Below are 21,312 nucleotides of genomic sequence, written 5' to 3' on the forward strand. Positions count from 1 at the left end.
GGCGCGACGGGTGCCGGGCATGAGCGACGCGGGCAACCGGAGGGCCGGCGGCAGCCGTCGTCGCGGGCCTCGCAGACCTGTGCGCGACCAGGCCCGAAACGCCGCCTTCGACGTCGTGCGGGCGGTCGGCGAGCGCGACGCGTACGCCAACCTGCTGCTGCCGCGGCTGCTGCGCGATCGCGGGATCAAGGGGCGGGACGCGGCGCTGGCGACCGAGCTGGCCTACGGCACGCTGCGCGGCCTCGGCACCTACGACGCGATCATCGAGATGTGCAGCGACCGCGCGCCCGACCCCGACGTGCTCGACGCCCTCAGGCTCGGCGCGCACCAACTGCTGCGCATGCGCGTGCCGCCGCACGCCGCCGTCGGCACCACCGTCGACCTCGTACGCCTGCGCATCGGCGCGGGCGCGGCCAAGTTCGTCAACGCGGTGCTCCGCAAGATCGGCTCCAGGACGATCGAGGAGTGGCTGCCCATCGTCGCCCCCGACGCGGCGGACGACCCGGTGGGCCACCTCGCCGTCGCCCATGGTCATCCCCGGTGGATCGTATCGGCGTTCCGCGACGCGCTGGGCGGCCCTGACGAGATGCCCGCGCTGCTCGAGGCCGACAACGCCCGGCCATTGGTGACGCTGGTCGCCCGGCCGGGGCGCAGCTCGGTGGCGGAGCTGGAGAAGTCGGGCGCCGCGCCGGGCCGCTACTCCCCGTACGCCGCCTATCTGCGTGAGGGCGACCCCGGCCAGATCGCGGCGGTCGCCGAGACCCGCGCCGCCGTGCAGGACGAAGCCAGCCAACTGGTGGCGCTCGCGCTGACCCGGGTTCCGGTCGAGGGCGATGGCGAGGAGCGGTGGCTCGACCTGTGCGCGGGCCCCGGCGGCAAGGCCGGGCTGCTCGACGCCATCGCCGTGCACGGCGACCAGGCGGGGATCGACCTTGGAGAGCCGGGCGCCTTCGCGGGAGGGGCCCGGTTGCTGGCCGCCGACCTGCAGCACCATCGGGCGCGGCTGGTCCATCAGACCACCAGGGACGCCTGGGTGGTCACGGCCGACGGCACCGAGCCCGCCTGGCGGGAGGGCGCGTTCGACCGGGTCATGCTCGACGCGCCCTGCACCGGGCTCGGCGCGCTGCGGCGGCGTCCGGAGGCGCGCTGGCGGCGCGACCCGGCCGGCATCGGCGACCTGGGCAAGCTGCAGCGCCGGCTGCTCGGCACGGCGCTCGACGCCGTGCGGCCGGGGGGCGTCGTGGCGTACGTGACCTGCTCGCCCCACCTGGCCGAGACCCGGGTCGTGGTCGGCGACGTCGTCACGCGCAGGAAGGACGCCGAGCAGCTCGACGCTCGGGCCTTCCTGCCGGGCGTCGACGGGCTGGGAGAGGGGCCGCACGCCCAGTTCTGGCCGCACCGGCACGGCACCGACGCCATGTTCCTGGCCCTGCTGCGCAAACGTCATTGATCTCTTCGCGCGTCGTCCGCCCAGCTCAGCGGGCGGATACGGCGTCGGCCCGGCAACCGGGAGCATCGGGCCAGGCATGACGGCGCGCGGATGGGACACGGAGGGCAGGGTGGATTTCCTGGACGAGTTGCACCTGGCGGAGCTCGGGCCGATCATCGGGCTCCAGCAGTGGCCCGAGTGGGTGCTGCCGGTGATGAAGCTGATTTCGGCGCTCGGCACCGACACCTTCTACCTGCTGTGCCTGCCTCTGCTCTACTGGTGCGTCAACCCCGCGCTCGCGCTGCGCCTCGGCCTCACCGTGATGGTGGCGGCGACCACGAACGCGCTCGCCAAGCTGGCCTGGCACCAGCCGCGACCGTACTGGATCGACGGGCGCGTCCGCCCGCTGTCGTTGGAGGGCGCGTTCGGGCTGCCGTCGGGGCACGCCCAGAGCGGCACGGCGGGGCTCGGCCGGCTCGCCTGGCTGTCGGGCAGGCCGTGGGCGTGGTGGGCGGCGGGCGGGCTCGTCGGGCTGGTGTGCGTGAGCCGGGTCTACCTCGGCGTGCACTTCGTCTCCGACGTCGTGACGGGGGTGATGTTCGGACTGGCCGTGCTGGCGCTCGTCGTGAAGCTGGAGCGCCCGGCCTTGGTGTGGTGGCGGCGGCAGGCGCTGTGGGCGCAGCTGACCGCCTCCGCGGCGTTGTCGTTCGTGCTGATCGGCGCCGCCGCGCTCATCAACGCCTCCTACGCCGGCTGGTCGCCGCCCCCCGCGTGGAGCCCGGCCGGCGCCATCGACCCCGAGAACCTCGACCGGGTCGTCATCCTCGCCGGGCTGCTGGCCGGCACGCTGGTGGGCGCCTCGGTCATGCACCGGATCGGCTGGTTCGACGTGGGCGGGCCGGCGGGCGTGCGCGCCGCCCGCTGGCTGCTCGGCATGCTCGTGGCCGGGGCCGTCTTCTACGTGATGCGCGAGCTGCTGCCGCAGACCGGGGTGGTGCTGTATGCCGGGTACGCGCTGCTGGCGCTCTGGGTGCAGCTGGGGGCGCCGGTGCTGTTCATCAGGCTCGGGCTGATGTCGCCTGCCAGACAGGTTCAGCCGGTTCAATAGACTGGCTCATCATGGCCGTACAGATCTCGCCCAGCATCCTCGCCGCCGACTTCGCCAGGCTCGCCGACGAGGCCGCCGCCGTGCCCAACGCCGACTGGCTGCACGTCGACGTGATGGACTACCACTTCGTGCCCAATCTCACCCTGGGGCTGCCCGTGGTCGAGTCGCTGCGCAAGGCGACCGACAAGCCGCTCGACTGCCACCTCATGATCGCCGAGCCCGACCGCTGGGCGCCACAATACGCGGAGGCGGGCGCCGGCAGCGTCACCGTCCACGCGGAGGCGTCCCGTGCCCCTGTCCGCACACTGCGCGAGATTCGCGCGCTCGGGGCGCGGGCGGGTCTCGCGCTCAACCCGGCGACGGCCGTCGAGCCGTTCGAGGACCTGCTGGGCGAGGTCGACATGCTGCTGCTGATGACCGTCGAGCCGGGGTTCGGCGGGCAGAAGTTCCTCGACGTGGTGCTGCCGAAGCTGCGGCGGGCACGCGAGCTCGTCGACAAGCACGGCGGGCACGTGTGGCTGCAGGTGGACGGCGGCGTGGACGGCGAGACCGTCGAGCGCTGCGCCGAGGCGGGCGCCGACGTGTTCGTGGCGGGCAGCGCCGTCTACGGCGCGTCCGACCCGGCGGCCGCCATCGACGAGCTTCGGGCCGCGGCCGAGCGGGCCGGCGCGTGACATGAAGTGCCCGTTGTCTGGGTAACTGTTCACTTATGGGCGACCATGGCATCTTCGGGCCCCGCTCGGTGACGTGGCGGGTGATGGGCGAGCCGATTCTGCTGGTGGGCGGCATTCGCGCCCTGCTGATGCAGGGGCTGCACCCGAGAGCGATGCGCGGGGTGCTGCAGAACTCCGCGCTCATGGATCCGAACGAAGCCTGGTCGAGGTTCGTTCGCACGACCGAGTTCGTACGCGTGCGCACCTACGGCACCCGCGCCGAGGTCGAGCGGGCCGGCCGCCGCGTACGCAAGATCCATGCCAAGCTGACCGCCCACGACCCCGACACCGGCACCACGTTCCGCCTCGACGAGCCCGACGCGCTGCGCTGGGTGCACGTCGGCGAGGTCGACTCCTACCTGTCGGTCGCCCGCAGAGCGGGGGTGCGGCTGACGGACGACGAGGCCGACGCGTTCGTCGCGGAGTGGCGGCGGGCGGCCGAGGTGGTGGGGCTGCGGGCCGAGGAGGTGCCCGGTTCGGTGGCGGGGTTGCGCGCGTACATCGACGCCGAGCGGCCAGGCCTGCGCTTCGTCCCCGAGGCGGCCCATCCGCTGCGCCTGTCGCTCAACGCCCCCCTGCCCATGCTGCTCACGCCGCTCAAGCCGGCGATGCCGGCGTTGACGCTGCTCGCGTTCGCCACGCTGCCGCGCTGGGCGCGGCGGTTGTACGGGCTGCCCGCCACGCCGGTCGGCGACCTGTGGGCGACGGCCACGCTGCGGACCCTGCACACGGGGCTGGGGTTGGTTCCCGGGCACGTCCTGCACAGCCCGGCGGCCAAGCGCGCGCAGCGCATCATGGCCGCGTAACGGGCGGACCAAGCGGTCGGTTGGTCATTTCGCCCGGGGCGGTCGCGCGCCCGGATCAGGGCATGGCAAACTGGTAGAAGAGCTAGCGTGCTCCGGGGTCGGTGAAAGTCCGAACCGGCGGTGACAGTCCGCGACCCGGCCGATGCCATCGGCCGGTTGACCCGGTGAAATTCCGGGACCGACGGTTAAAGTCCGGATGGGAGGAAGCGCGCGAGGTGTCCGGTGTCCCAGCCGGGCGCCTGCTGTGGTGCACGGGTGCACCATCGCACGTCCCCCGGGGCCCGCCGTGGCGAGAAGCTACTGGCGAGTAGGAGACCCGGGTGGAGACTCCCGAGCAGGACGCCGCGCACATGGCGCGCGCCGTCGAGCTGGCCGGGCACGGGCACGGCAGCACCAGTCCCAATCCCCTCGTGGGCTGCGTCGTGCTCGACGCGGCCGGCCAGGTGGCGGGCGAGGGCTTCCACGCCTACGCCGGCGGCCCGCACGCCGAGGTCGCCGCGCTGGCGCGGGCGGGAGAGCGCGCCCGCGGCGGCACCGCCTACGTGACCCTCGAACCGTGCGACCACACCGGCCGGACGGGCCCGTGCAGCCGGGCCCTGCTCGACGCGGGGGTCGCGCGGGTGGTGATCGCGGTGACCGACCCCAACCCGAAGGCCGCGGGCGGCGCCGCGCGGCTGCGGGCGCACGGGGTGTCCGTGACGTCCGGCGTGCTCGCCGGCGCGGCCGAGCGCGGCAACGAGGAGTGGCTCACGTACGCGCGGCTCGGGCGTTCCCACGTGACCTGGAAGTTCGCCGCGACCCTCGACGGCAGGTCGGCCGCCGAGGACGGCACCAGCCAGTGGATCACCTCCCCTGAGGCGCGGGCCGACGTGCACCGGATGCGCGCCGCGGCCGACGCCATCGTGGCCGGGATCGGCACCGTCCTGGCCGACGACCCCGGCCTCACCGCCCGGGTGCGTGACGGAAGCGGCCGGACGCCGTTGCGGGTCGTCATCGACACCGAGGGCCACACCCCTCAGCACGCCAGGGTGCTCGACGACAAGGCGCCCACGCTCGTCGCGGTGGCCGAGGACGCCCGCACCCCGCTCAAGGCCGACCTGCTGCGCCTGCCCCGCCACGAAGGCGGCCTCGACCTGGGCGCCCTGCTGCGCGAGCTGGCCGCGCGGGAGGTGGTCGGCGTGTTCCTGGAGGGCGGCCCCACGCTGGCCGGCTCGTTCGTCAGGCAGGGCCTGGCCGACCGGGTGCTCGCCTACGTGGCGCCCGCGCTGCTCGGCTCGGGCAGGGCCGCGCTCGGCGCGGCGGGGGTGGGCACGATCGACGACGTCCATCGCCTGACCTTTGATGACTTTTCCCTCATCGGGCCGGATCTTCGGCTGATCGCGCGGCCCGCCCACCCATCCAGCAGGGAGCAGTGATGTTCACCGGAATCATCGAGGAAAAGGGCGAGGTCGTGGCCATCGAGCGGACGGGAGGCGGCGCCCTGCTGTCCGTACGCGGGCCGCTCGTCACCTCCGACGCCCGCCACGGCGACTCGATCGCGGTCAACGGCGTGTGCCTCACGGTCGTGACGGCCGAGCGCGACGTGTTCACCGTCGACGTGATCAGGGAGTCGCTCGACCGCAGCTCGCTGGGCACGCTGACCGAGGGCTCCGCCGTCAACCTGGAGCGCTCCGTACGCGCCGACCAGCGCCTGGGCGGCCACATCGTGCAGGGCCACGTGGACGGCACCGCCACGCTGCTGTCCAGGGAGCCGGGTGAGAGCTGGGACGACGTGCGGTTCTCGCTGCCGCGGCCGCTCGCCCGCTACGTCGCGGAGAAGGGCTCGATCGCGATCGACGGAATCAGCCTGACGGTCACGACGGTTGACGACGAAAGCTTCGGCGTGAGCCTCATCCCGACCACGTTGAAGCTCACCACTCTGGGCGACCGCCAGGTGGGCGACGTGGTGAACATCGAGGTCGACGTGATCGCCAAATATGTGGAGAGGCTGGTGGCCAGGCAGTGAACTGGGCAAACGCCGGATTTGAGATATTCGGCACCCGTGTGTTGTGGACCGACCTGGTGGGCAACATCGCCGCCCTGTCGACGGTCCTGCTCGCCATCCGCAAGTCGATGTGGACGTGGCCGGTCCAGTTCACCGGCGCGGTGTTGTTGTTCGTGGCCTCCGTCAACGCGCACATCACCGGCAACGCGCTCAAGCAGGCGATGTTCGCCGGGCTGGCGGTCTACGGATGGTGGGCGTGGCGGCGTGGCACCGAGAACGGCAGGCAGTTGGCCGTCCGCCCGGCGCAGTGGTGGGAACGACTCGTCCTGATCGGTTGCATGGTGCTGGGCACCGCCGCGGTCGGCCTGCTCTTCTATGTCACGGGCCTGTCGTGGGGCGCCAAGGTGCCGCTGCCCGAGGGCGCCTTCCTGGTGGCCGCCGACGCCTACATCTTCGTCGGCAGCGCGATGGCCACCTGGGCCCAGGGCAGGGCGCTGGTGGACTTCTGGATCGTATGGGTGGCCGTCGACCTCGTGGGGGTGCCGGTGGCGTTCTACTCGGGACTGGTGGTCTCCGGATACGTGTACGCCGTGTTCTTCGTGCTGGTGCTCGTCGGGTTCGTGAAGTGGCTGAGAGAATCCCGCACGACCCGGCTCCAGGTGGCGGTGGCCCAGTGAACGACATCACGCTCGACCCCATCGAACGCGCCATCGAGGACATCCGCGCCGGCAAACCCGTCGTGGTCGTCGACGACGAGAGCAGGGAGAACGAAGGCGACCTCATCTTCGCCGCCGCCAAGGCCACGCCCGACCTGTGCACGTTCACGATCCGGCACACCAGCGGCATGATCTGCGTGGCCATGGAGGGCGGGGACCTCGACCGGCTCGGCCTGCCGCTCATGGTGTTCCACAACACGGAGCGCATGCGCACGGCGTACACGATCACCGTGGACGCGCGCGACGGCGTCACCACGGGCATCTCCGCCGCCGACCGGGCCCGGACCATCCGCACGCTCGCCGATTCCGCCACCGAGCCCGAGGAGCTCGTACGCCCCGGCCACGTCTTCCCGCTGCGCTACCGCGAGGGCGGCGTGCTGGCCAGGCGTGGCCACACCGAGGCGGCGGTCGACCTGGCCAGGGCGGCGGGGTTGTCGGCGGCGGGCGCGCTGGCCGAGGTCGTCAACGACGACGGCACCATGGCCAGGCTCCCCGAGCTGCGCCGCTTCGCAGACGAGCACGACCTGGCCCTCGTCTCGATCGAGCAGCTCGTCGACCACCGCCGGCGCGAGGAGAGCATGGTCACCCGGGTCGCCGAGACGCGGCTGCCCAACGCTCACGGCCTGTGGCGGGCCTACGGCTACGCCAGCGCGCTCGACGGCGGCGAGCACGTGGCCCTCGTCTACGGCGACCTGGCCGGCGGCGAGAACATCCTGGTCAGGGCCCACTCCGAATGCCTGACCGGCGACGTGTTCGGCTCGCTGCGCTGCGACTGCGGGGTGCAGCTCGACCACGCGATGGCGGCCATCGCGAGTGAGGGCCGCGGCGTGGTCGTCTACCTGCGCGGTCACGAGGGCAGGGGCATCGGGCTGCTGGCCAAGCTGAGGGCGTACAGCCTGCAGGACAACGGCAGCGACACCGTCGACGCCAACGTGGAGCTCGGGTTGCCGGTGGACGCGCGTGAGTTCTCCAACGCGGCCCAGATCCTCGCCGACCTCGGGGTGAAGTCGGTGCGGCTGCTCACCAACAACCCGGCCAAGCTGAAGGGCATGGACGGCTACGGCATCAAGGTGCTCGGCCGTGAGCCCATGCCGGTGGCCATGAACGCCCACAACGAACGGTACCTCCGGGCCAAGCGCGACCGGCTGGGCCATGACATCGCGACATCCGGGGAGACGTCATGAGCGGTGAAGGACGGCCGGGGGCGGTGGCGCCGGACGCGTCCGGGCTGACGGTGGGCGTGGTGGCGGCGAGCTGGCACGCCACGATCACCGACCAGCTCGTGGCGCGGGCGGTGCAGGCGTGCGACGACAGCGGCGCCGTGGCGACGGTGGTGCGGGTGCCCGGGTCGCTGGAGATTCCGGTGGTGGCCCAGGCGCTGGCCCGCCGCTGCGACGCCGTCGTGGCGCTGGGCGCGGTCATCAGGGGCGAGACCGCCCACTTCGACTACGTCTGCGACTCGGTGACCTCCGGTCTGACCCGGATCTCGCTGGACGAGCGCACGCCGGTCGGCAACGGCGTGCTCACCTGTGAGACGCTCGACCAGGCGCTCGCCCGTTCCGGCCTGCCGGGCAGCAAGGAGGACAAGGGGTACGAGTCGGCCGTGGCCGCGCTCGAGACCGCCCTCCTTCTCCGGGACCTCCGGTAACGTGCGGTAGGTTTCCCTCGTGTCGCAGACCGCTCCGCCCCTGCCCGTCACCTGGCGCCCGCGCCGGGCGAGGATCGTCGCCTACGGATTCGCCGTGCTGATCGTGCTCGGGGCCGTGGTCATGGCCATCTTCATCGCCGAGCCGTTCAAGCTGCCCGACCGGGTGGCGATCGTGGCGTTCGGGTGCGCGGTGGCCTACGTGCTGCACCTGCTGGGGCGGGTGCGGGTGGTGGCCGACGAGGAGGGCGTCACGATCGTCAACGCCGTACGCACCCACCGCTACAGCTGGCCGGAGATCCTCGACGTCACGCTCCTCGTGGGCGACCCGTGGCCGCGCATCGACGTCTCCGACGGGCGCACGATCGGCGCCATGGGCATCCAGGGCTCGGAGAAGGCTCGCGCCCGCCAGGCCACGGCGGAGCTCGAGGCGCTGATCCGTGAGCGCGGCGAGGCGCGCGAGGAATAGCCGGTCGGCGGCTCCGCCGGTGGGCGGGGGCGGCGTAGCCTGAAAGCGTGCTACGGCGGACAATCAAGGCAATGGACATCGAGTCGCCGGACAAGCTGATCGAGCTCCTCGACCGCCACGCCTACCTTGCGGACGAAGGGCTGGCCACGGCGGCCTTTCTCGCGCTGCGGATGGGAAGGCCGCTGTTCCTCGAAGGAGAGGCAGGCGTCGGGAAGACCGAGCTGGCCAAGACCCTCGCGACGCTGCTGAAAGCGCCGCTCATCAGGCTCCAGTGCTATGAGGGGCTGGACGCGGCCCAGGCCCTGTACGACTGGGACTTCGCCCGCCAGCTCCTCCACCTCAAGGCCGCGGAGGCCGCCGGGATCACGGACGTGAACCGGCTCGAAGGGGAGATCTACGACCGGCGGTTCCTGATCGCCAGACCGCTGCTGAAGGCCGTCGAGACGCAGCCGAGCGTGTTGCTCGTGGACGAGATCGACCGGGCCGACGACGAGTTCGAGGCGTTCCTGCTGGAGGTGCTCTCCGACTTCACGATCTCCATCCCCGAGCTGGGCACCGTCAGGGCTTCGACGCCGCCGGTGGTCGTGGTGACCTCCAACAGGACGCGGGAGGTGCACGACGCGCTGAAAAGACGCTGCCTCTACCACTGGCTGGAACATCCGAGCTTCGACCGCGAGGTCGCGATCCTGCTGCGCCGCCTGCCCGCCTGCACCGAGACGCTGGCCATGCAGGTGGCGCGGGCGGCCGAGCGGCTGCGCCAGGCCGACCTGGTCAAGCCGCCCGGAGTGGCCGAGACGCTCGACTGGACCGAGGCGCTGCTGACGCTCGGCGCCAAGGAGCTCGACCCGGGCAGGGCCGCGGCCACGCTGGGCGCGGCCCTGAAATACCGCGAGGACGTCGCCACCGTGCTCGGGAACGGGCTGCTCGCCCATGGATGAGCTGGCCGCCACCATGACGGGGTTCGCCAGGACGCTGCGGGCCGCCGGCGTCGCGGCCGACCACGAGCGCACCCAGAACCTGCTGAGGGCACTCGACCATCTCGACGTGAGCGACCAGCGCGAGGTCTACTGGGCCGGGCGGCTCACGCTGTGCGCGACGCCTGACGACCTGCCGCGCTACGACCGGTGCTTCGCCGCCTACTTCGGCGGGCGGCGGGCGGGCGTCGCCCGTACGAGCACAACCAGCGTCACCCGGCACCTCGCCGCGGAGGCCGAGACGCGCGCGGACGGCGAGGACGACGGGACGGCGGCGCCGGCCACGGCGAGCCGCGTGGAGGTGCTGCGGCACCGCGACGTGGCCCGGCTGACGGAGGCCGAGCGGGCCGAGGTGCACCGGATGCTCTCCCTGCTGCGCGCCGGGCGCGCACGGCGGCGTTCGCGCCGGTTCGAGAGCGCGCACCGGGGCGTGCTCGACCAGCGGCGCACCATCCGCGACGCCCTCAGGAAGGGCGAGGTGGCCAGGCTCAGGCACCGCAGGCACACCACCAGGCCGCGCGCGGTGGTGCTCTTCGTCGACGTCAGCGGCTCCATGGCCCCGTACGCCGAGACGCTGCTCCGCTTCGCCCACGCGCTGGTCAGGAGCGAGCCCAGGGCCACCAGGGTCTATTCCGTCGGCACCCGCCTGACCCCGATCACCGCCGAGTTGCGCCACCGCGACCCGGGGACGGCGCTGAACGACGTCTCCAAGACCATCCCCGACTGGAGCGGCGGGACCCGCCTGGGGGAGGAGCTGCGCGAATACCTGGCCCGTTACAGCGCCAGAGGGACGATCGCGGTGATCGCCTCCGACGGGTGGGAACGCGGTGACCCGGCGCTGCTCGGCGCCCAGGTGGCCAGGCTGGCCAGGCAGGCGCACCGGGTGATCTGGGTCAACCCGCACAAGGGGCACGCGGACTACCAGCCGCTCACGGGCGGCATGCGGGCCGCCCTGCCGCACCTCGACGACCTGGTGGCCGGGCACAGCCTGGCCGCCTTCGAGCAACTCAGCGAAAGGCTCGCCCATGCGTGACGTGCTGCCGGAGATCATGGAGTGGTGGAGGTCGGGGCACCGGTTCGGGCTGGCGACGGTGGTCAGCACGTTCAGCAGCGCGCCGCGGCCGCCCGGCGCGGCCATGGCGGTGCGCGGAGACGAGGTGGCCGGCAGCGTGTCGGGAGGCTGTGTCGAGGGCGCGGTGTTCGAGCTGGCCACGGAGGTGGTCACGGAGGCCGGCCGGCCCGTGCTCCAGCGGTACGGCGTCAGCGACGACGACGCGTTCGCCGTCGGGCTGACCTGCGGCGGCATCATCGACGTCTTCGTCGAGCCCGTGTCGGGGGAGACGTTCCCCGAGCTGGGGGAGATCTCCGCGGCAGTGGAGGAGCGCCGGCCGGTCGCCGTGGCCACCATCGTCTCGGGCCCCGGCCAGGTCGGCGCCCGCCGGATCATCTGGCCGGATCGCTCGTCGGGCAGCCTGGGCCTGGAGCGCCTCGACGAGGCCGTGGACGACGACGCCCGCGGCATGCTCGCGCAGGGTCTGACCGGCGTCAGGCACTACGGCGGCCAGGGGGAGCGCCGGTTGGACGACCTGGCGGTGTTCGTCCAGTCGTTCGCGCCGGCGCCGCGCATGCTGGTGTTCGGGGCCATCGACTTCGCCGCGGCCGTGGCCAGGGTGGGCAAGTTCCTCGGCTACCACGTCACGGTCTGCGACGCCCGGCCCGTCTTCGCCACAGCCAGGCGTTTCCCCGACGCCGACGAGGTGGTGGTGAAGTGGCCGCACGACTACCTGGCCTCCGTGGAGGTGGACGAGCGCACGGTGATCTGCGTGCTGACCCACGACCCCAAGTTCGACGTGCCGCTGCTGGAGGTGGCGTTGCGCACCGGCGCCGGTTACGTGGGCGCCATGGGCTCGCGCCGCACCCACGACGACCGGCTGGCACGCCTGCGCGAGTCCGGCCTCACCGAGGAGGAGCTGGCCAGGCTGCGCTCCCCCATCGGACTCGACCTCGGCGCGCGCACCCCCGAGGAGACGGCCGTGTCCATCGCCGCCGAGCTGATCCAGCTGCGGTGGGGCGGCTCGGGCGCCCCGCTGTCCACCACGCGGGGCCGCATCCACCACGAGGGCCCATGAGGAGCGGCAAGGTGGCGGGCCTGCTGCTGGCCGCGGGCCGTGGCTCCCGGCTGGGCACGCCGAAGGCGCTGGTGGAGTATGCCGGCGAGCGGCTGGTCGACCGGGGTGTACGCCTGCTGGACGAGGGCGGCTGCCATCCCGTCGTGGTGGTGCTCGGCGCGGCCACCGTTCAGGTGCGGGGCGCGGTCACCGTGCGCAACCCCGGCTGGGCGTCCGGCATGGGCTCGTCCCTGCGGGTGGGGCTGGCCGCGCTGCCCGAGGAGGCGGAGTCGGTGGTGGTGGCACTGGTCGACCAGCCGCTGATCCGCGCGGGCGCGGTGCGCGCGCTGATCGGGTCGGGCGCGGGGCTGGCCGTGGCCACCTACGGCGGCCGGCGCAGGAACCCCGTGCTGATCGGCCGTGAGCACTTCGCCGGGGTGGCGGAGCTGGCCGAGGGCGACGTGGGCGCGCGGGCGTACGTCAGGGCCCACCCAGAACTGGTCACCGAGGTGCCGTGCGACGGGCACGGCGACCCCGCCGACATCGACACGCCGGAGGACCTGCACCTGCTAGAGGCGGAGTGAGGCCACGGCCGCGCGGTGGTCGCTGCCGGTCGCGGGGGCCACGCCCGCCTGGGCCGCCGTCATGCCCTTGAACAGGATGTGGTCGGGCCTGGTGACGGGGAACTCCGACGGCCAGGTGAAGCCGAACCCGTTGCCTGCCGCGCTCTGGGCGTCGGTCAGCGGGGGCGTGAGCCCCCGCATGCCCCGGTCGGTGGTGGCGGTGTTGAGGTCGCCGAGCAGCAGGATGCGCTTGCTGGGGTCGGCGTCGATGAGCCTGCGCGCCTGCGCGAGCGAGGCGTCGCGCGAGGTGGTGTGCCCAGGCCTGGCGGAGGCCAGGTGCATGACGTAGACGGTCACCCTGCCCTTGGGCGTGGAGACCACGGCGCGCAGCGCCCGCGGCCAGCCCATGCCCACGTCGAGCGGCCTGCTCTGCTTGATCGGGTAGCGGCTCCAGAGACCCACCGTGCTGACCGGATAGCGGTAGCGGAACATCTTGTTGAGCTGCTTGGCCGCGGGCCCGCCCGGGGTCAGCTCCTGGGCGGCGAGCAGGTCGAGGTCCTTGGCCACCTGGCGCACGGCCTCGCCCGAGGCGTTGTTGGTCACGCCGACGTTGATCGTGCCGACGGTCAGGTCGCTCGGGCCGCCGGGCGGTGTGCGCAGCAGCGTGGAGCCGAACATCATCGCCCACACCACCCCGGGCACCAGCGCCGCGGCGCCGGCCGCCTTGGAACGTGCCAGCGTGGCGGCCACGAGCAGCACGGGAACCGACCAGCCCATCCAGGGCAGCAGGCTTTCGAAAACGGGGGTGAATCCGCCCAGCGCCGGGATCAGGCCATGCCCCGCCAGGGCGATGGCCACCGCGGCCGAGACGATGACGACGATCCGGCTCAGCACTGATCCAGATTAGCGGCTCCCCCTCCGAACAGCCGACACGATAGCCTGTCACCACTCGAACGGAACATCATTCGGTCAGTGGGAGCCCGGCATGCGCATCGGTATGGCACTCAACTACTCGGGCGGCTTCAAGGAGTCGGTGGAAGAGTTGTCCGACTACGAGAAGGCGGGCCTGGACATCGTGTTCGTGGCCGAGGCCTACTCGTTCGACGCGGTCAGCCAGATGGGCTACATCGCCGCCAGGACCGAACGGCTGGAGATCGCCTCCGGCATCCTGCCGATCTACTCCCGCACGCCGGCGCTGCTGGCCATGACGGCCGCGGGCCTCGACTACGTCTCCGACGGGCGTTTCACGCTCGGCCTCGGCGCCTCGGGGCCGCAGGTGATCGAGGGCTTCCACGGGGTGCCGTACACCGCGCCGCTGGGACGCACACGGGAGGTCATCGAGATCTGCCGCAAGGTGTGGCGGCGCGAGCGCCTGGAGCACGACGGCCGGCACTACACGCTGCCGCTGCCACCCGGTCAGGGCACGGGCCTGGGCAAGCCGCTGAAGCTGATCAACCATCCCGTACGCTCCCGCATCCCGATCGTGGTCGCGGCCATCGGCCCCAAGAACGTCGAGCTGGCCGCCGAGCTGGCCGAGGGCTGGGAGCCGATCTTCTACTTCCCCGAGAAGGCGGCCGACGTGTGGGGCCCATCGCTGGCCGCGGGCAGGGCCAGGCGGGACCCGGAGCTGGGCGAGCTGGACGTGGTCGCGCAGGCGGCGCTGGCGATCGGCGACGACGTGGCGGGGCTGCGCGAGTTCGGCAGGCCGATGGCGGCGCTCTACATCGGCGGCATGGGCGCCAAGGGGAAGAACTTCTACAACGACCTGGCCAGGCGCTACGGCTACGAGAAGGAGGCCGAGCAGATCCAGAACCTCTACCTGGAGGGCCAGAAGGACGCCGCCGCCGCGCTGGTGCCCGCCGAACTGCTGGAGAACATGTCGCTCATCGGCAGTGAGGGGTTCGTGCGCGACCGGGTGCGGGCACTGAAGGACTCGGGCGTGACCACGCTCAACGTGACGCCGCTCGGCGGGACGCACGAGGAGCGCGTACGGCTCATAGAAACGATCAAGGAGATCGCCGCATAGTGATCTGAATCACACAACCTGGGGAATATACGTATAAACTGAGTAGTTTACGGGGTTTGTGAGGTTCTCTGTCGTGCTCGTACGCCTGGTCGGCCGGCTCCACATCGACCTGTGCCGGACGCGCGGCTCACTCTGTCTCTGATCGCTCCGCCTACGACCCTCCACCCCCTGGGCGTGCCCACCGGCATGCCGCGAAACCCCGGAGCTCCCCGTGAAGAGATTTTCCTTTTCCCTGCAGTTGCTGCTCGGCCTCGTGGCCGGCGTCGCGCTCGGGTTCGTCGCCAGGATCTGGGACGTGGCCTGGCTCGCCGAGACGCTGACCCAGGTCGGCGCGATCTTCGTCCAGTTGCTCAAGCTCGCCGTCCCGCCCCTGGTCTTCACCGCGGTGCTGGTCAGCGTGGCCAACCTGCGCAACGTCAGCGGCGCGGCCAGGCTCGCGTCCAAGACCCTGCTGTGGTTCCTGCTCACCGCGCTCGTGTCGGTGGCGTTCGCGATCGGGCTCGGCCTGGTGATCAACCCCGGCCAGGGCATCACCCTCGACATCGGAGCGGCCAAGGCGCCCGAGAGCTCCGGCAGCTGGCTCGACTTCGTCACCGGCATCGTGCCGACGAACGTCTTCACCGCCTTCACCGAGGTGAACGTCCTTCAGATCGTCTTCCTGGGGGTCGTGCTCGGCGCGGCGGCCCTGGCCGTCGGAGAGAAGGCCGAGCCGTTCCTGAACCTCAACCGCTCCGTGCTGGAGCTGGTGCAGAAGGCGCTGTGGTGGGTCATCCGCCTGGCCCCCATCGGCACCGCGGGCCTGATCGGCAAGGCCGTCTCCACCTACGGCTGGGACCTGCTCGCGCCGCTCGCCAAGTTCAGCGTCGGCGTCTACGTCGGCTGCTTCATCGTGCTGCTCGCCGTCTACCCGACGTTGCTGGCGGTGTGGGGCAAGGTCAACCCGATCCAGTTCTTCCGCAACGCCTGGCCCGCGATCGAGCTGGCCTTCGTCTCGCGCTCCTCCGTCGGCACGCTGCCCCTGACCCAGAAGGTCACCATCGAGCGCAACGGAGTGGACAGTGGCTACGCCTCCTTCGCCGTGCCGTTCGGCGCCACCACCAAGATGGACGGCTGCGCCTCGGTCTACCCGGCGCTGGCGGCCATCTTCGTGGCCCAGGTGTTCAACGTGCAGCTCGGGGTGGGCGACTATCTGCTGATCGCGTTCGTCTCGGTGGTCGGGTCCGCCGCGACGGCCGGGCTGACCGGCGCGATCGTCATGCTGACGCTCACGCTCAGCACGCTGGGACTGCCTCTCGAGGGCGTCGGCCTGCTGCTGGCGATCGACCCGATCCTCGACATGATCCGTACCGCGACCAACGTCACCGGGCAGATGGTGGTGCCGGTCGTGGTGGCGCGCTCGGAGGGCCGCCTCGACGAGGCCGTCTTCAACGCGCCGCCGCAGCCGCTCGACAGCGCCGCCGGCCGCGCGCCGCGCGCCCCGGAGCCGGCCACGGCCTGAGGCTCCGAGCCCCGGGGGGACGGCGCGGCGGGCGTGCCCGCTCTCCGCGCCGTCCCCCCGGTCATTCGTACGTCAGCAGATCACCCGGCTGGCACCCGAGCGCCTGGCACAACCGCGCCAGCGTGGAGAAGCGGATCGCCTTGGCGTGCCCGTTCTTCAGGATGGACAGGTTGACCACGGTGATCTCCACGCGGTGCGACAGCTCCGTGAGCGTCATGCCGCGTTCCTTCAGCAGCTCGTCGAGCCGCACCCTGACGACCGGCTCGCCCATCAGACCGTGGCCTCGACCTCTTCGAGCAGGGCCAGGCCCCGCCGTACGATCTCCGACACGCCGAGCGCGGCGAACCCGGCGACGACGGCCCAGAGCAGCGTGTCCGACGGCGGGTAGAACGTATGGCTCTCGGTCAGCACCATGGAGGCGAGTGCCGCCTCCGCCACCATCCCGAGCGCGGCCGACGCACACGAACCCGCGATCAGGATCCAGCCGATCCTGTGCAGGAGGGCGGCCGTCGTGGCGGAGAACAGCGCCCGGTCGCCCGACCTCGCTCTGCGCAGCGCCCGTACGAGCGTGGACAGAGCGAACAGGCCCGTGGCCGCTCCCGGCGCCCACATCAGCAGGTAGAGCAGGCCCGCGAGCGGTGAGGCGCCCTGCGGGCGGACCATGGCCTCGGCGGTGGCGCCGTCGACGGCGACCCCGGCCACGCCCAGCCCTGAGGTGGACACGTCGAAGACGCGGAGGGGGATCGATATCCCCTTGGGCGCGCCGGACACGGTGATCGCCACGTTCGCGGCGAGCGCGGCCAGGGCGCCCAGGCAGCCGAGGACGAGGGCGAAGGACAACAAGGTCTCGAGCCGGGTGACCCATCGTGTTGGCATAACGATAAACGTAAATAACGATAGTCGTTACGTCAAGACGGCGGGAAGCCCGCCAGCCGGGGCGATGGCGGGGCGGCGGTGGCTGCGTGGCCTTATGGTTGGTCGAAATACTGATGTTCGAGTTATTGGCGGGGATATGTCCGACGCGACGGAGCGCGCGCCGTCCTTGGTCGCTGACCGGTACCGGCTTGACGAGCGCATCGGCAGCGGGCCGATGGGTGAGGTGTGGCGGGGGTACGACACGCGGGCCGACTGGGTCGTGGCCGTCAAGGTCCTCGGCGCCAAGGCGGCGGGGCCCGCCACCAGAGAAGTGCTCAAGCAGCACGCTCAGGCCGTGGCCAAGGTCATCCACCCGAACGTGGCCATGGTGCTCGACGTCGGCGACGAGGACGGCGCGCCGTTCCTCGTGATGGAGTTCCTCACCGGCCTCAGCCTGGGGGAGGAGGTGGCCGCGCGGGGCCCGCTGCCGATCGTCGAGGTCTGCGACCTCATCGGGCAGGCCGCGGCCGGCCTCGACGCCGCGCACCGGGCCGGCGTCGTGCACGGCCAGATCGACCCGCACAGCTTCCGCCGGGCGGGCAGCGGCGTGCTCAAGGCCGTCGGGTTCGGGATGGACGGCAAGGAACCGCCCGTCCGCGACCCGCGGTACGTGGCGCCCGAACGGGTCGCGGGGCAGGCGGCGCAGGCTCCCGGCGACCTGTACGCGCTCGGAACCGTCTGTTACGAGCTCCTCTGCGGCCGCCCGCCCTCCACCGCCCACGGTCCCGGCTCCGGCGGCCCGGCCCAGCCCGGCGTCGCGGACACGGCTGGTGGCGCCGGCGGCGGGACGGGCGCACCCGATGAGGCGGGCACTCCCGGTGGCGGCGGACCCGGCGGACCCGGCACTGCGGGAACGGCGCAGGCGCGCGGGGGCGAGCCTGTGCCGCCGAGCGCGCACCGGCCCGAGGTCCCCGCGGAACTTGACCGGCTGGTGCTGGCCATGCTCGCCGAGGACCCGGCCAAGCGGCCGGCCGGTGGCGAGTCGATCCGGCGGGCGCTGGCGGCCATCGCCAGGCCCCGCGCCAACCCGGCCGCCCCACCCATGACCGGCGCTCCCGGCGGCGGGCCGGAGGGTGGGCCGGGGGCGACCGAGGTGTACCAGTTCGCCGTCCCCCGGGCCGGTGACACCGCGATCTACCAGGCGGGCGACCTGGAACCTGCGCCCGCCGCCGCCAACCGCAAGCTGTTCGTCCAGCTCGGCGCGGCTGTGGGGATCATCGCGGTCGTGGTCGTCGCCATGGTGGTGTGGGCGTCGGGGCCGGGTCAGCGGACGGGGGCCGTGCCCACACCGTCCTCCGAGCCGAGCACCGTGATCGAGACGCCGTTCGACCCGCCCTCCGGCACCCCCACTCCCGGCGTCGTGACCACGCTCGACACCGAACCGACCTCCCTGCTCGAGACGGTGCCGCCCAAGGCCACGCTGGGTGAGGCCATTCCTCCGGGCGGGTGGCGCAGGTGGCTGGGGGCGTTCGACGACGCGCTGAGTTCCCAGCAGGCCATGGGCGGGATCGACCCCGCCGTCGCGGCCAAGGCCCGCGAGAAGATCAGCAAGGCGGGCAGGAAGTTCGACGAGGGCCACATCGACCCCGCGATCAACCACGTCGCCGGCGTCTACCGCGACCTGCTGCGCGCGCAGGAGAAAGGCCGCATGGCTCCAGGGGGGCCGCTGGCCGAGTTCATGGGGGAGTGGCGCCTGCCGGGCCGCTGACCGCCGCGACAGGGCGGGTGATCGTGATGTGAGGGGCGAAACGCCGTACATTGGCCCAATGACCTTCGACCACGCCGCCCGCCGGGAGCGGCTCGCCGGGCTGCTGCCCGCCCACGAGGTCCAGGCCCTGCTCGTCACCTCGCCCGAGAACGTCCGCTACCTGACCGGGCTGGCCAGCTCCAACGCGGCCGTGCTCGTCAGGGCCGACGGGTCGGCGCTGCTGGCCACCGACAACCGCTACATCGACGTGGCACGCGACCTCGACGTGCCGGCGGTCGAGGCGTCCGACGTGGCGGGAGCGCTGGCGGCGCCGGGGACCGGCATCGAGGCGGCGAGCATGAGCGTGGCCACCTACCGCCGGCTGGGCGAGGGGCTGGTCCCGCTCGGGCCGGTGGTGGAGGTGTTGCGGACGGTCAAGGACGACGCCGAGCTGGCGTTGCTGCGTACCGCATGCGAGCTCACCGACCAGGCCTTCGCCGACGTGGCGGAGCGGATCGCCCCCGGAATGACCGAGCGCGACCTGGCTCGCCTGCTCGAGAACCGCATGACCGAGCTGGGCGCCGACAGGCCCGCGTTCGACACGATCGTGGCCGCCGGCGAGAACGGCGCGATCCCGCACCACGCCCCCACCACCCGGGAGCTGCGCGCCGGTGACCTGGTCACCATGGACTTCGGCGCCCGCCACCGCGGCTACCACGCCGACATGACGCGCACGGTCAGCCTGGGCCCGCCCGCCGGCTGGCAGCGCGAGCTGTACGACCTGGTCGCCGAGGCGCAGCGGGCGGGCCGTCACGCGGTCGTCCCCGGAGCGCCGGTGGGCGACGTGGACGCCGCCGCCCGGTCCGTGATCGCCGGAGCGGGTCACGCCGAGCACTTCAGGCACGGTCTGGGGCACGGAGTCGGGCTCCAGATCCACGAGGAGCCGTTCCTGGGTCCCTCTCGGACCGGTAGACTAGAGGATCGAGTTCCGATCACCGTCGAGCCTGGGGTCTACCTTCCGGGCCGGGGCGGCGTTCGCATTGAGGACACGCTGGTGACACGCGAGGGCGGGCCGGAACTTTTCACCAGGACCACCAAGGAGCTGCTCGTCCTTTAGAGCGGCCACACGCGGGAGAGAACGAGTGGCGACGACCAACGACCTGAAGAACGGCATGGTGCTGAGGCTCGACGGCGGGGAGCTCTGGGCCGTCGTGGAATTCCAGCACGTCAAGCCGGGCAAGGGCGGCGCGTTCGTGCGCACCAAACTCAAGAACGTCCTGTCGGGCAAGGTTCTCGACAAGACGTTCAACGCCGGCGTCAAGGTCGAGGTGGCCAACGTCGACAAGCGCGAGATGCAGTTCTCCTACAAGGACGGCGACGAGTTCGTGTTCATGGACACCGAGACCTACGACATGGTCAACGTGCCCAGCGCGACGGTCGGCACCGCGGCCAGCTACATGCTGGAGAACACCCTGGCCACGGTGGCCTTCAACGAGGGCTCCGCGCTCTACGTCGATCTGCCCGCGGCCGTCGAGCTGACCATCTCGGAGACCGAGCCCGGCCTGCAGGGCGACCGCTCCACCGGCGGCACCAAGCCCGCCACGCTGGAGACCGGCGCCGAGATCAAGGTTCCGCTGTTCATCACCACCGGGGAGAAGGTCAAGGTCGACACCCGCAGCGGCGAATACCTCGGCCGGGCCTGAGGTGTCGGCACGCGGCAAAGCACGCAGGCGGGCACTCGACATCCTTTTCGAGGCCGAGTTGCGCGACGAGGATCCGCTGAAGATCCTTGCCGAGCGGGTGGAGCGGCAGGAGCCGCCGGTCAACGAATACACTTCGGCCCTCGTCGAGGGCGTCGCCCGGCACAACGAGCGCATCGACGAGCTGATCACGACCTACGCCGAGGGATGGACCCTCGACCGCATGCCGGTGGTCGACCGCAATCTGCTGCGCGGCGGCACGTACGAACTGCTGTGGATGCCCGACGTGCCCGAGGGCGTGGTCATCAGCGAGTGGGTGCACCTGGCGGGGGAGCTCTCGACCGACGAGTCCCCCCAGTTCGTCAACGGCCTGCTGGCCCGCTTCAAGCAACTCAAGCCAAGCCTCACCCTTTAGACACCCTTTTTCCCGCCGTCATGGCCGCGAGTTCGGGGTACGTTCCAACCACGGCGGCTCCCGTACGACGTGTGCGGGCCTGTCCGGCATGCGGGACAAGGGCGCGTCACCAGCCGCGACGCGCCCTTCTTCCTGCTGTCCGGCTAAGGTGCGCACCATGGTGACGGAAGAGGACGTGCGCGGGCTCGCGCTGGCGCTGCCCGCGACGACCGAGAAGACCATGTACGGCACGCCCGCCTTCTACGTGCGCGGCAAGTGGTTCGCCCGGATGAGGGAAGAGGGCGACGTGCTCGTCCTCCCGGTGTCCGCCGAGGAGGAGAAGGCCGGGCTCATCGCGGCCGAGCCGGCCACGTTCTTCACCACCCCGCACTACGACGGGCATGCGATCGTGCTCGTGCGGTTGGGGGCGGTGGACGCCGGGGAGCTGCGCGAACTGCTGACCGAGGCGTGGCGGTTGCGGGCGCCGAGGCGGCTGGCGGCCGAGCTCGACGACCACGCCTGACCGTGCCGTCCCGCACGGCCACCACGCGTCCGGCCGGCGGAATGGCCACCGCGC

At 72.0% G+C, this 21,312-nt stretch carries 25 protein-coding genes and 1 riboswitch; of the genes, 22 read left to right on the forward strand and 3 right to left on the reverse strand.

Going from position 1 to position 21,312, the window contains the following annotated elements; translation table 11 throughout:
- Positions 1-19: 19 nt before the first annotated feature.
- The 14 genes from E1267_RS06935 to E1267_RS07000 all read left to right on the forward strand — a co-directional run bounded on the left by E1267_RS06935 (position 20) and on the right by E1267_RS07000 (position 12,536).
- Complete coding sequence (locus E1267_RS06935) at positions 20-1,450, forward strand: RsmB/NOP family class I SAM-dependent RNA methyltransferase (RefSeq protein ID WP_132330941.1); 1,431 nt, start codon at positions 20-22, stop codon at positions 1,448-1,450.
- A 76-nt stretch (positions 1,451-1,526) separates the two neighbouring features.
- On the forward strand, positions 1,527-2,537 hold the full coding sequence (locus E1267_RS06940) for a phosphatase PAP2 family protein (RefSeq protein ID WP_132330943.1): 1,011 nt from the start codon (positions 1,527-1,529) through the stop codon (positions 2,535-2,537).
- An 11-nt stretch (positions 2,538-2,548) separates the two neighbouring features.
- Positions 2,549-3,211, forward strand: a complete 663-nt coding sequence (gene rpe, locus E1267_RS06945) for a ribulose-phosphate 3-epimerase (RefSeq protein WP_132330945.1) — start codon at positions 2,549-2,551, stop codon at positions 3,209-3,211.
- A 35-nt stretch (positions 3,212-3,246) separates the two neighbouring features.
- Positions 3,247-4,056, forward strand: a complete 810-nt coding sequence (locus E1267_RS06950) for an oxygenase MpaB family protein (protein WP_132330947.1) — start codon at positions 3,247-3,249, stop codon at positions 4,054-4,056.
- Positions 4,057-4,139: 83 nt separating this feature from the next.
- Positions 4,140-4,270: riboswitch (FMN riboswitch) on the forward strand.
- Between the two features lie 106 nt (positions 4,271-4,376).
- Entirely contained in the window at positions 4,377-5,471 is a 1,095-nt protein-coding gene (ribD, locus tag E1267_RS06955) for a bifunctional diaminohydroxyphosphoribosylaminopyrimidine deaminase/5-amino-6-(5-phosphoribosylamino)uracil reductase RibD (protein WP_132330949.1), read from the forward strand.
- Complete coding sequence (locus tag E1267_RS06960; RefSeq protein ID WP_132330951.1) at positions 5,471-6,061, forward strand: riboflavin synthase; 591 nt, start codon at positions 5,471-5,473, stop codon at positions 6,059-6,061. Before ribD ends, E1267_RS06960 begins: the two co-directional genes overlap by 1 nt.
- The gene (locus E1267_RS06965) at positions 6,058-6,717 is read left to right on the forward strand and encodes a nicotinamide mononucleotide transporter family protein (protein ID WP_132330953.1); all 660 of its coding nucleotides are present in this window, start codon (positions 6,058-6,060) and stop codon (positions 6,715-6,717) included. Before E1267_RS06960 ends, E1267_RS06965 begins: the two co-directional genes overlap by 4 nt.
- Positions 6,714-7,940 (forward strand): bifunctional 3,4-dihydroxy-2-butanone-4-phosphate synthase/GTP cyclohydrolase II, encoded by a 1,227-nt coding sequence (locus tag E1267_RS06970; protein WP_132330955.1) that lies wholly within the window; start codon positions 6,714-6,716, stop codon positions 7,938-7,940. Before E1267_RS06965 ends, E1267_RS06970 begins: the two co-directional genes overlap by 4 nt.
- Positions 7,937-8,404, forward strand: coding sequence for a 6,7-dimethyl-8-ribityllumazine synthase (gene ribH, locus E1267_RS06975; RefSeq protein ID WP_132330957.1), 468 nt, complete (start codon positions 7,937-7,939; stop codon positions 8,402-8,404). Before E1267_RS06970 ends, ribH begins: the two co-directional genes overlap by 4 nt.
- Before the next feature lie 19 nt (positions 8,405-8,423).
- Positions 8,424-8,870, forward strand: a complete 447-nt coding sequence (locus tag E1267_RS06980; protein ID WP_132330959.1) for a PH domain-containing protein — start codon at positions 8,424-8,426, stop codon at positions 8,868-8,870.
- A gap of 71 nt (positions 8,871-8,941) precedes the next feature.
- Complete coding sequence (locus E1267_RS06985) at positions 8,942-9,808, forward strand: AAA family ATPase (protein ID WP_132330961.1); 867 nt, start codon at positions 8,942-8,944, stop codon at positions 9,806-9,808.
- Positions 9,801-10,877, forward strand: coding sequence for a vWA domain-containing protein (locus E1267_RS06990; protein ID WP_132330963.1), 1,077 nt, complete (start codon positions 9,801-9,803; stop codon positions 10,875-10,877). The genes E1267_RS06985 and E1267_RS06990 overlap by 8 nt, the downstream gene beginning before the upstream one ends.
- Positions 10,870-11,973 (forward strand): XdhC family protein, encoded by a 1,104-nt coding sequence (locus tag E1267_RS06995; RefSeq protein ID WP_132330965.1) that lies wholly within the window; start codon positions 10,870-10,872, stop codon positions 11,971-11,973. Before E1267_RS06990 ends, E1267_RS06995 begins: the two co-directional genes overlap by 8 nt.
- Complete coding sequence (locus tag E1267_RS07000; protein ID WP_181957755.1) at positions 11,970-12,536, forward strand: nucleotidyltransferase family protein; 567 nt, start codon at positions 11,970-11,972, stop codon at positions 12,534-12,536. The genes E1267_RS06995 and E1267_RS07000 overlap by 4 nt, the downstream gene beginning before the upstream one ends.
- On the opposite strand, the gene E1267_RS07005 is transcribed toward E1267_RS07000, so the two are convergent.
- Positions 12,522-13,409 carry an endonuclease/exonuclease/phosphatase family protein gene (locus E1267_RS07005; RefSeq protein ID WP_132330967.1) on the reverse strand — a complete coding sequence of 296 codons (888 nt, stop codon included), beginning with the start codon at positions 13,407-13,409 and terminating at the stop codon, positions 12,522-12,524. The genes E1267_RS07000 and E1267_RS07005 overlap by 15 nt on opposite strands.
- A gap of 91 nt (positions 13,410-13,500) precedes the next feature.
- On the opposite strand from E1267_RS07005, the gene E1267_RS07010 reads away from it, so the two are divergent.
- From E1267_RS07010 to E1267_RS07015, 3 genes are all read left to right on the forward strand, one after another.
- Positions 13,501-14,541 carry an LLM class F420-dependent oxidoreductase gene (locus tag E1267_RS07010; RefSeq protein ID WP_132330968.1) on the forward strand — a complete coding sequence of 347 codons (1,041 nt, stop codon included), beginning with the start codon at positions 13,501-13,503 and terminating at the stop codon, positions 14,539-14,541.
- 73 nt (positions 14,542-14,614) lie between these two features.
- Entirely contained in the window at positions 14,615-14,683 is a 69-nt protein-coding gene (locus tag E1267_RS47830) for a putative leader peptide (protein WP_425465068.1), read from the forward strand.
- A gap of 69 nt (positions 14,684-14,752) precedes the next feature.
- Entirely contained in the window at positions 14,753-16,039 is a 1,287-nt protein-coding gene (locus E1267_RS07015; RefSeq protein WP_132330969.1) for a dicarboxylate/amino acid:cation symporter, read from the forward strand.
- Between the two features lie 61 nt (positions 16,040-16,100).
- Here E1267_RS07015 and E1267_RS07020 read toward each other — a convergent pair whose 3' ends face one another.
- Both E1267_RS07020 and E1267_RS07025 read right to left on the reverse strand, forming a co-directional pair.
- Positions 16,101-16,310 carry a helix-turn-helix domain-containing protein gene (locus E1267_RS07020; RefSeq protein ID WP_132330971.1) on the reverse strand — a complete coding sequence of 70 codons (210 nt, stop codon included), beginning with the start codon at positions 16,308-16,310 and terminating at the stop codon, positions 16,101-16,103.
- Complete coding sequence (locus E1267_RS07025) at positions 16,310-16,915, reverse strand: DUF2975 domain-containing protein (RefSeq protein WP_132330973.1); 606 nt, start codon at positions 16,913-16,915, stop codon at positions 16,310-16,312. The genes E1267_RS07020 and E1267_RS07025 overlap by 1 nt, the downstream gene beginning before the upstream one ends.
- A gap of 166 nt (positions 16,916-17,081) precedes the next feature.
- On the opposite strand from E1267_RS07025, the gene E1267_RS47145 reads away from it, so the two are divergent.
- The 5 genes from E1267_RS47145 to E1267_RS07050 all read left to right on the forward strand — a co-directional run bounded on the left by E1267_RS47145 (position 17,082) and on the right by E1267_RS07050 (position 21,258).
- Positions 17,082-18,662, forward strand: a complete 1,581-nt coding sequence (locus E1267_RS47145; RefSeq protein WP_165959492.1) for a serine/threonine-protein kinase — start codon at positions 17,082-17,084, stop codon at positions 18,660-18,662.
- 58 nt (positions 18,663-18,720) lie between these two features.
- On the forward strand, positions 18,721-19,758 hold the full coding sequence (locus E1267_RS07035; RefSeq protein ID WP_132330976.1) for a M24 family metallopeptidase: 1,038 nt from the start codon (positions 18,721-18,723) through the stop codon (positions 19,756-19,758).
- Positions 19,759-19,783: 25 nt separating this feature from the next.
- Positions 19,784-20,344, forward strand: coding sequence for an elongation factor P (gene efp / locus E1267_RS07040; RefSeq protein WP_132330978.1), 561 nt, complete (start codon positions 19,784-19,786; stop codon positions 20,342-20,344).
- Position 20,345: 1 nt separating this feature from the next.
- Positions 20,346-20,756, forward strand: coding sequence for a transcription antitermination factor NusB (gene nusB, locus E1267_RS07045; protein WP_132330980.1), 411 nt, complete (start codon positions 20,346-20,348; stop codon positions 20,754-20,756).
- A gap of 157 nt (positions 20,757-20,913) precedes the next feature.
- A complete protein-coding gene (locus E1267_RS07050; RefSeq protein ID WP_132330982.1) occupies positions 20,914-21,258 on the forward strand; it encodes an MmcQ/YjbR family DNA-binding protein in 345 nt (114 codons plus the stop codon).
- Positions 21,259-21,312: the final 54 nt, after the last annotated feature.

The organism is Nonomuraea longispora, from assembly GCF_004348345.1.
Taxonomy (GTDB): domain Bacteria; phylum Actinomycetota; class Actinomycetes; order Streptosporangiales; family Streptosporangiaceae; genus Nonomuraea; species Nonomuraea longispora.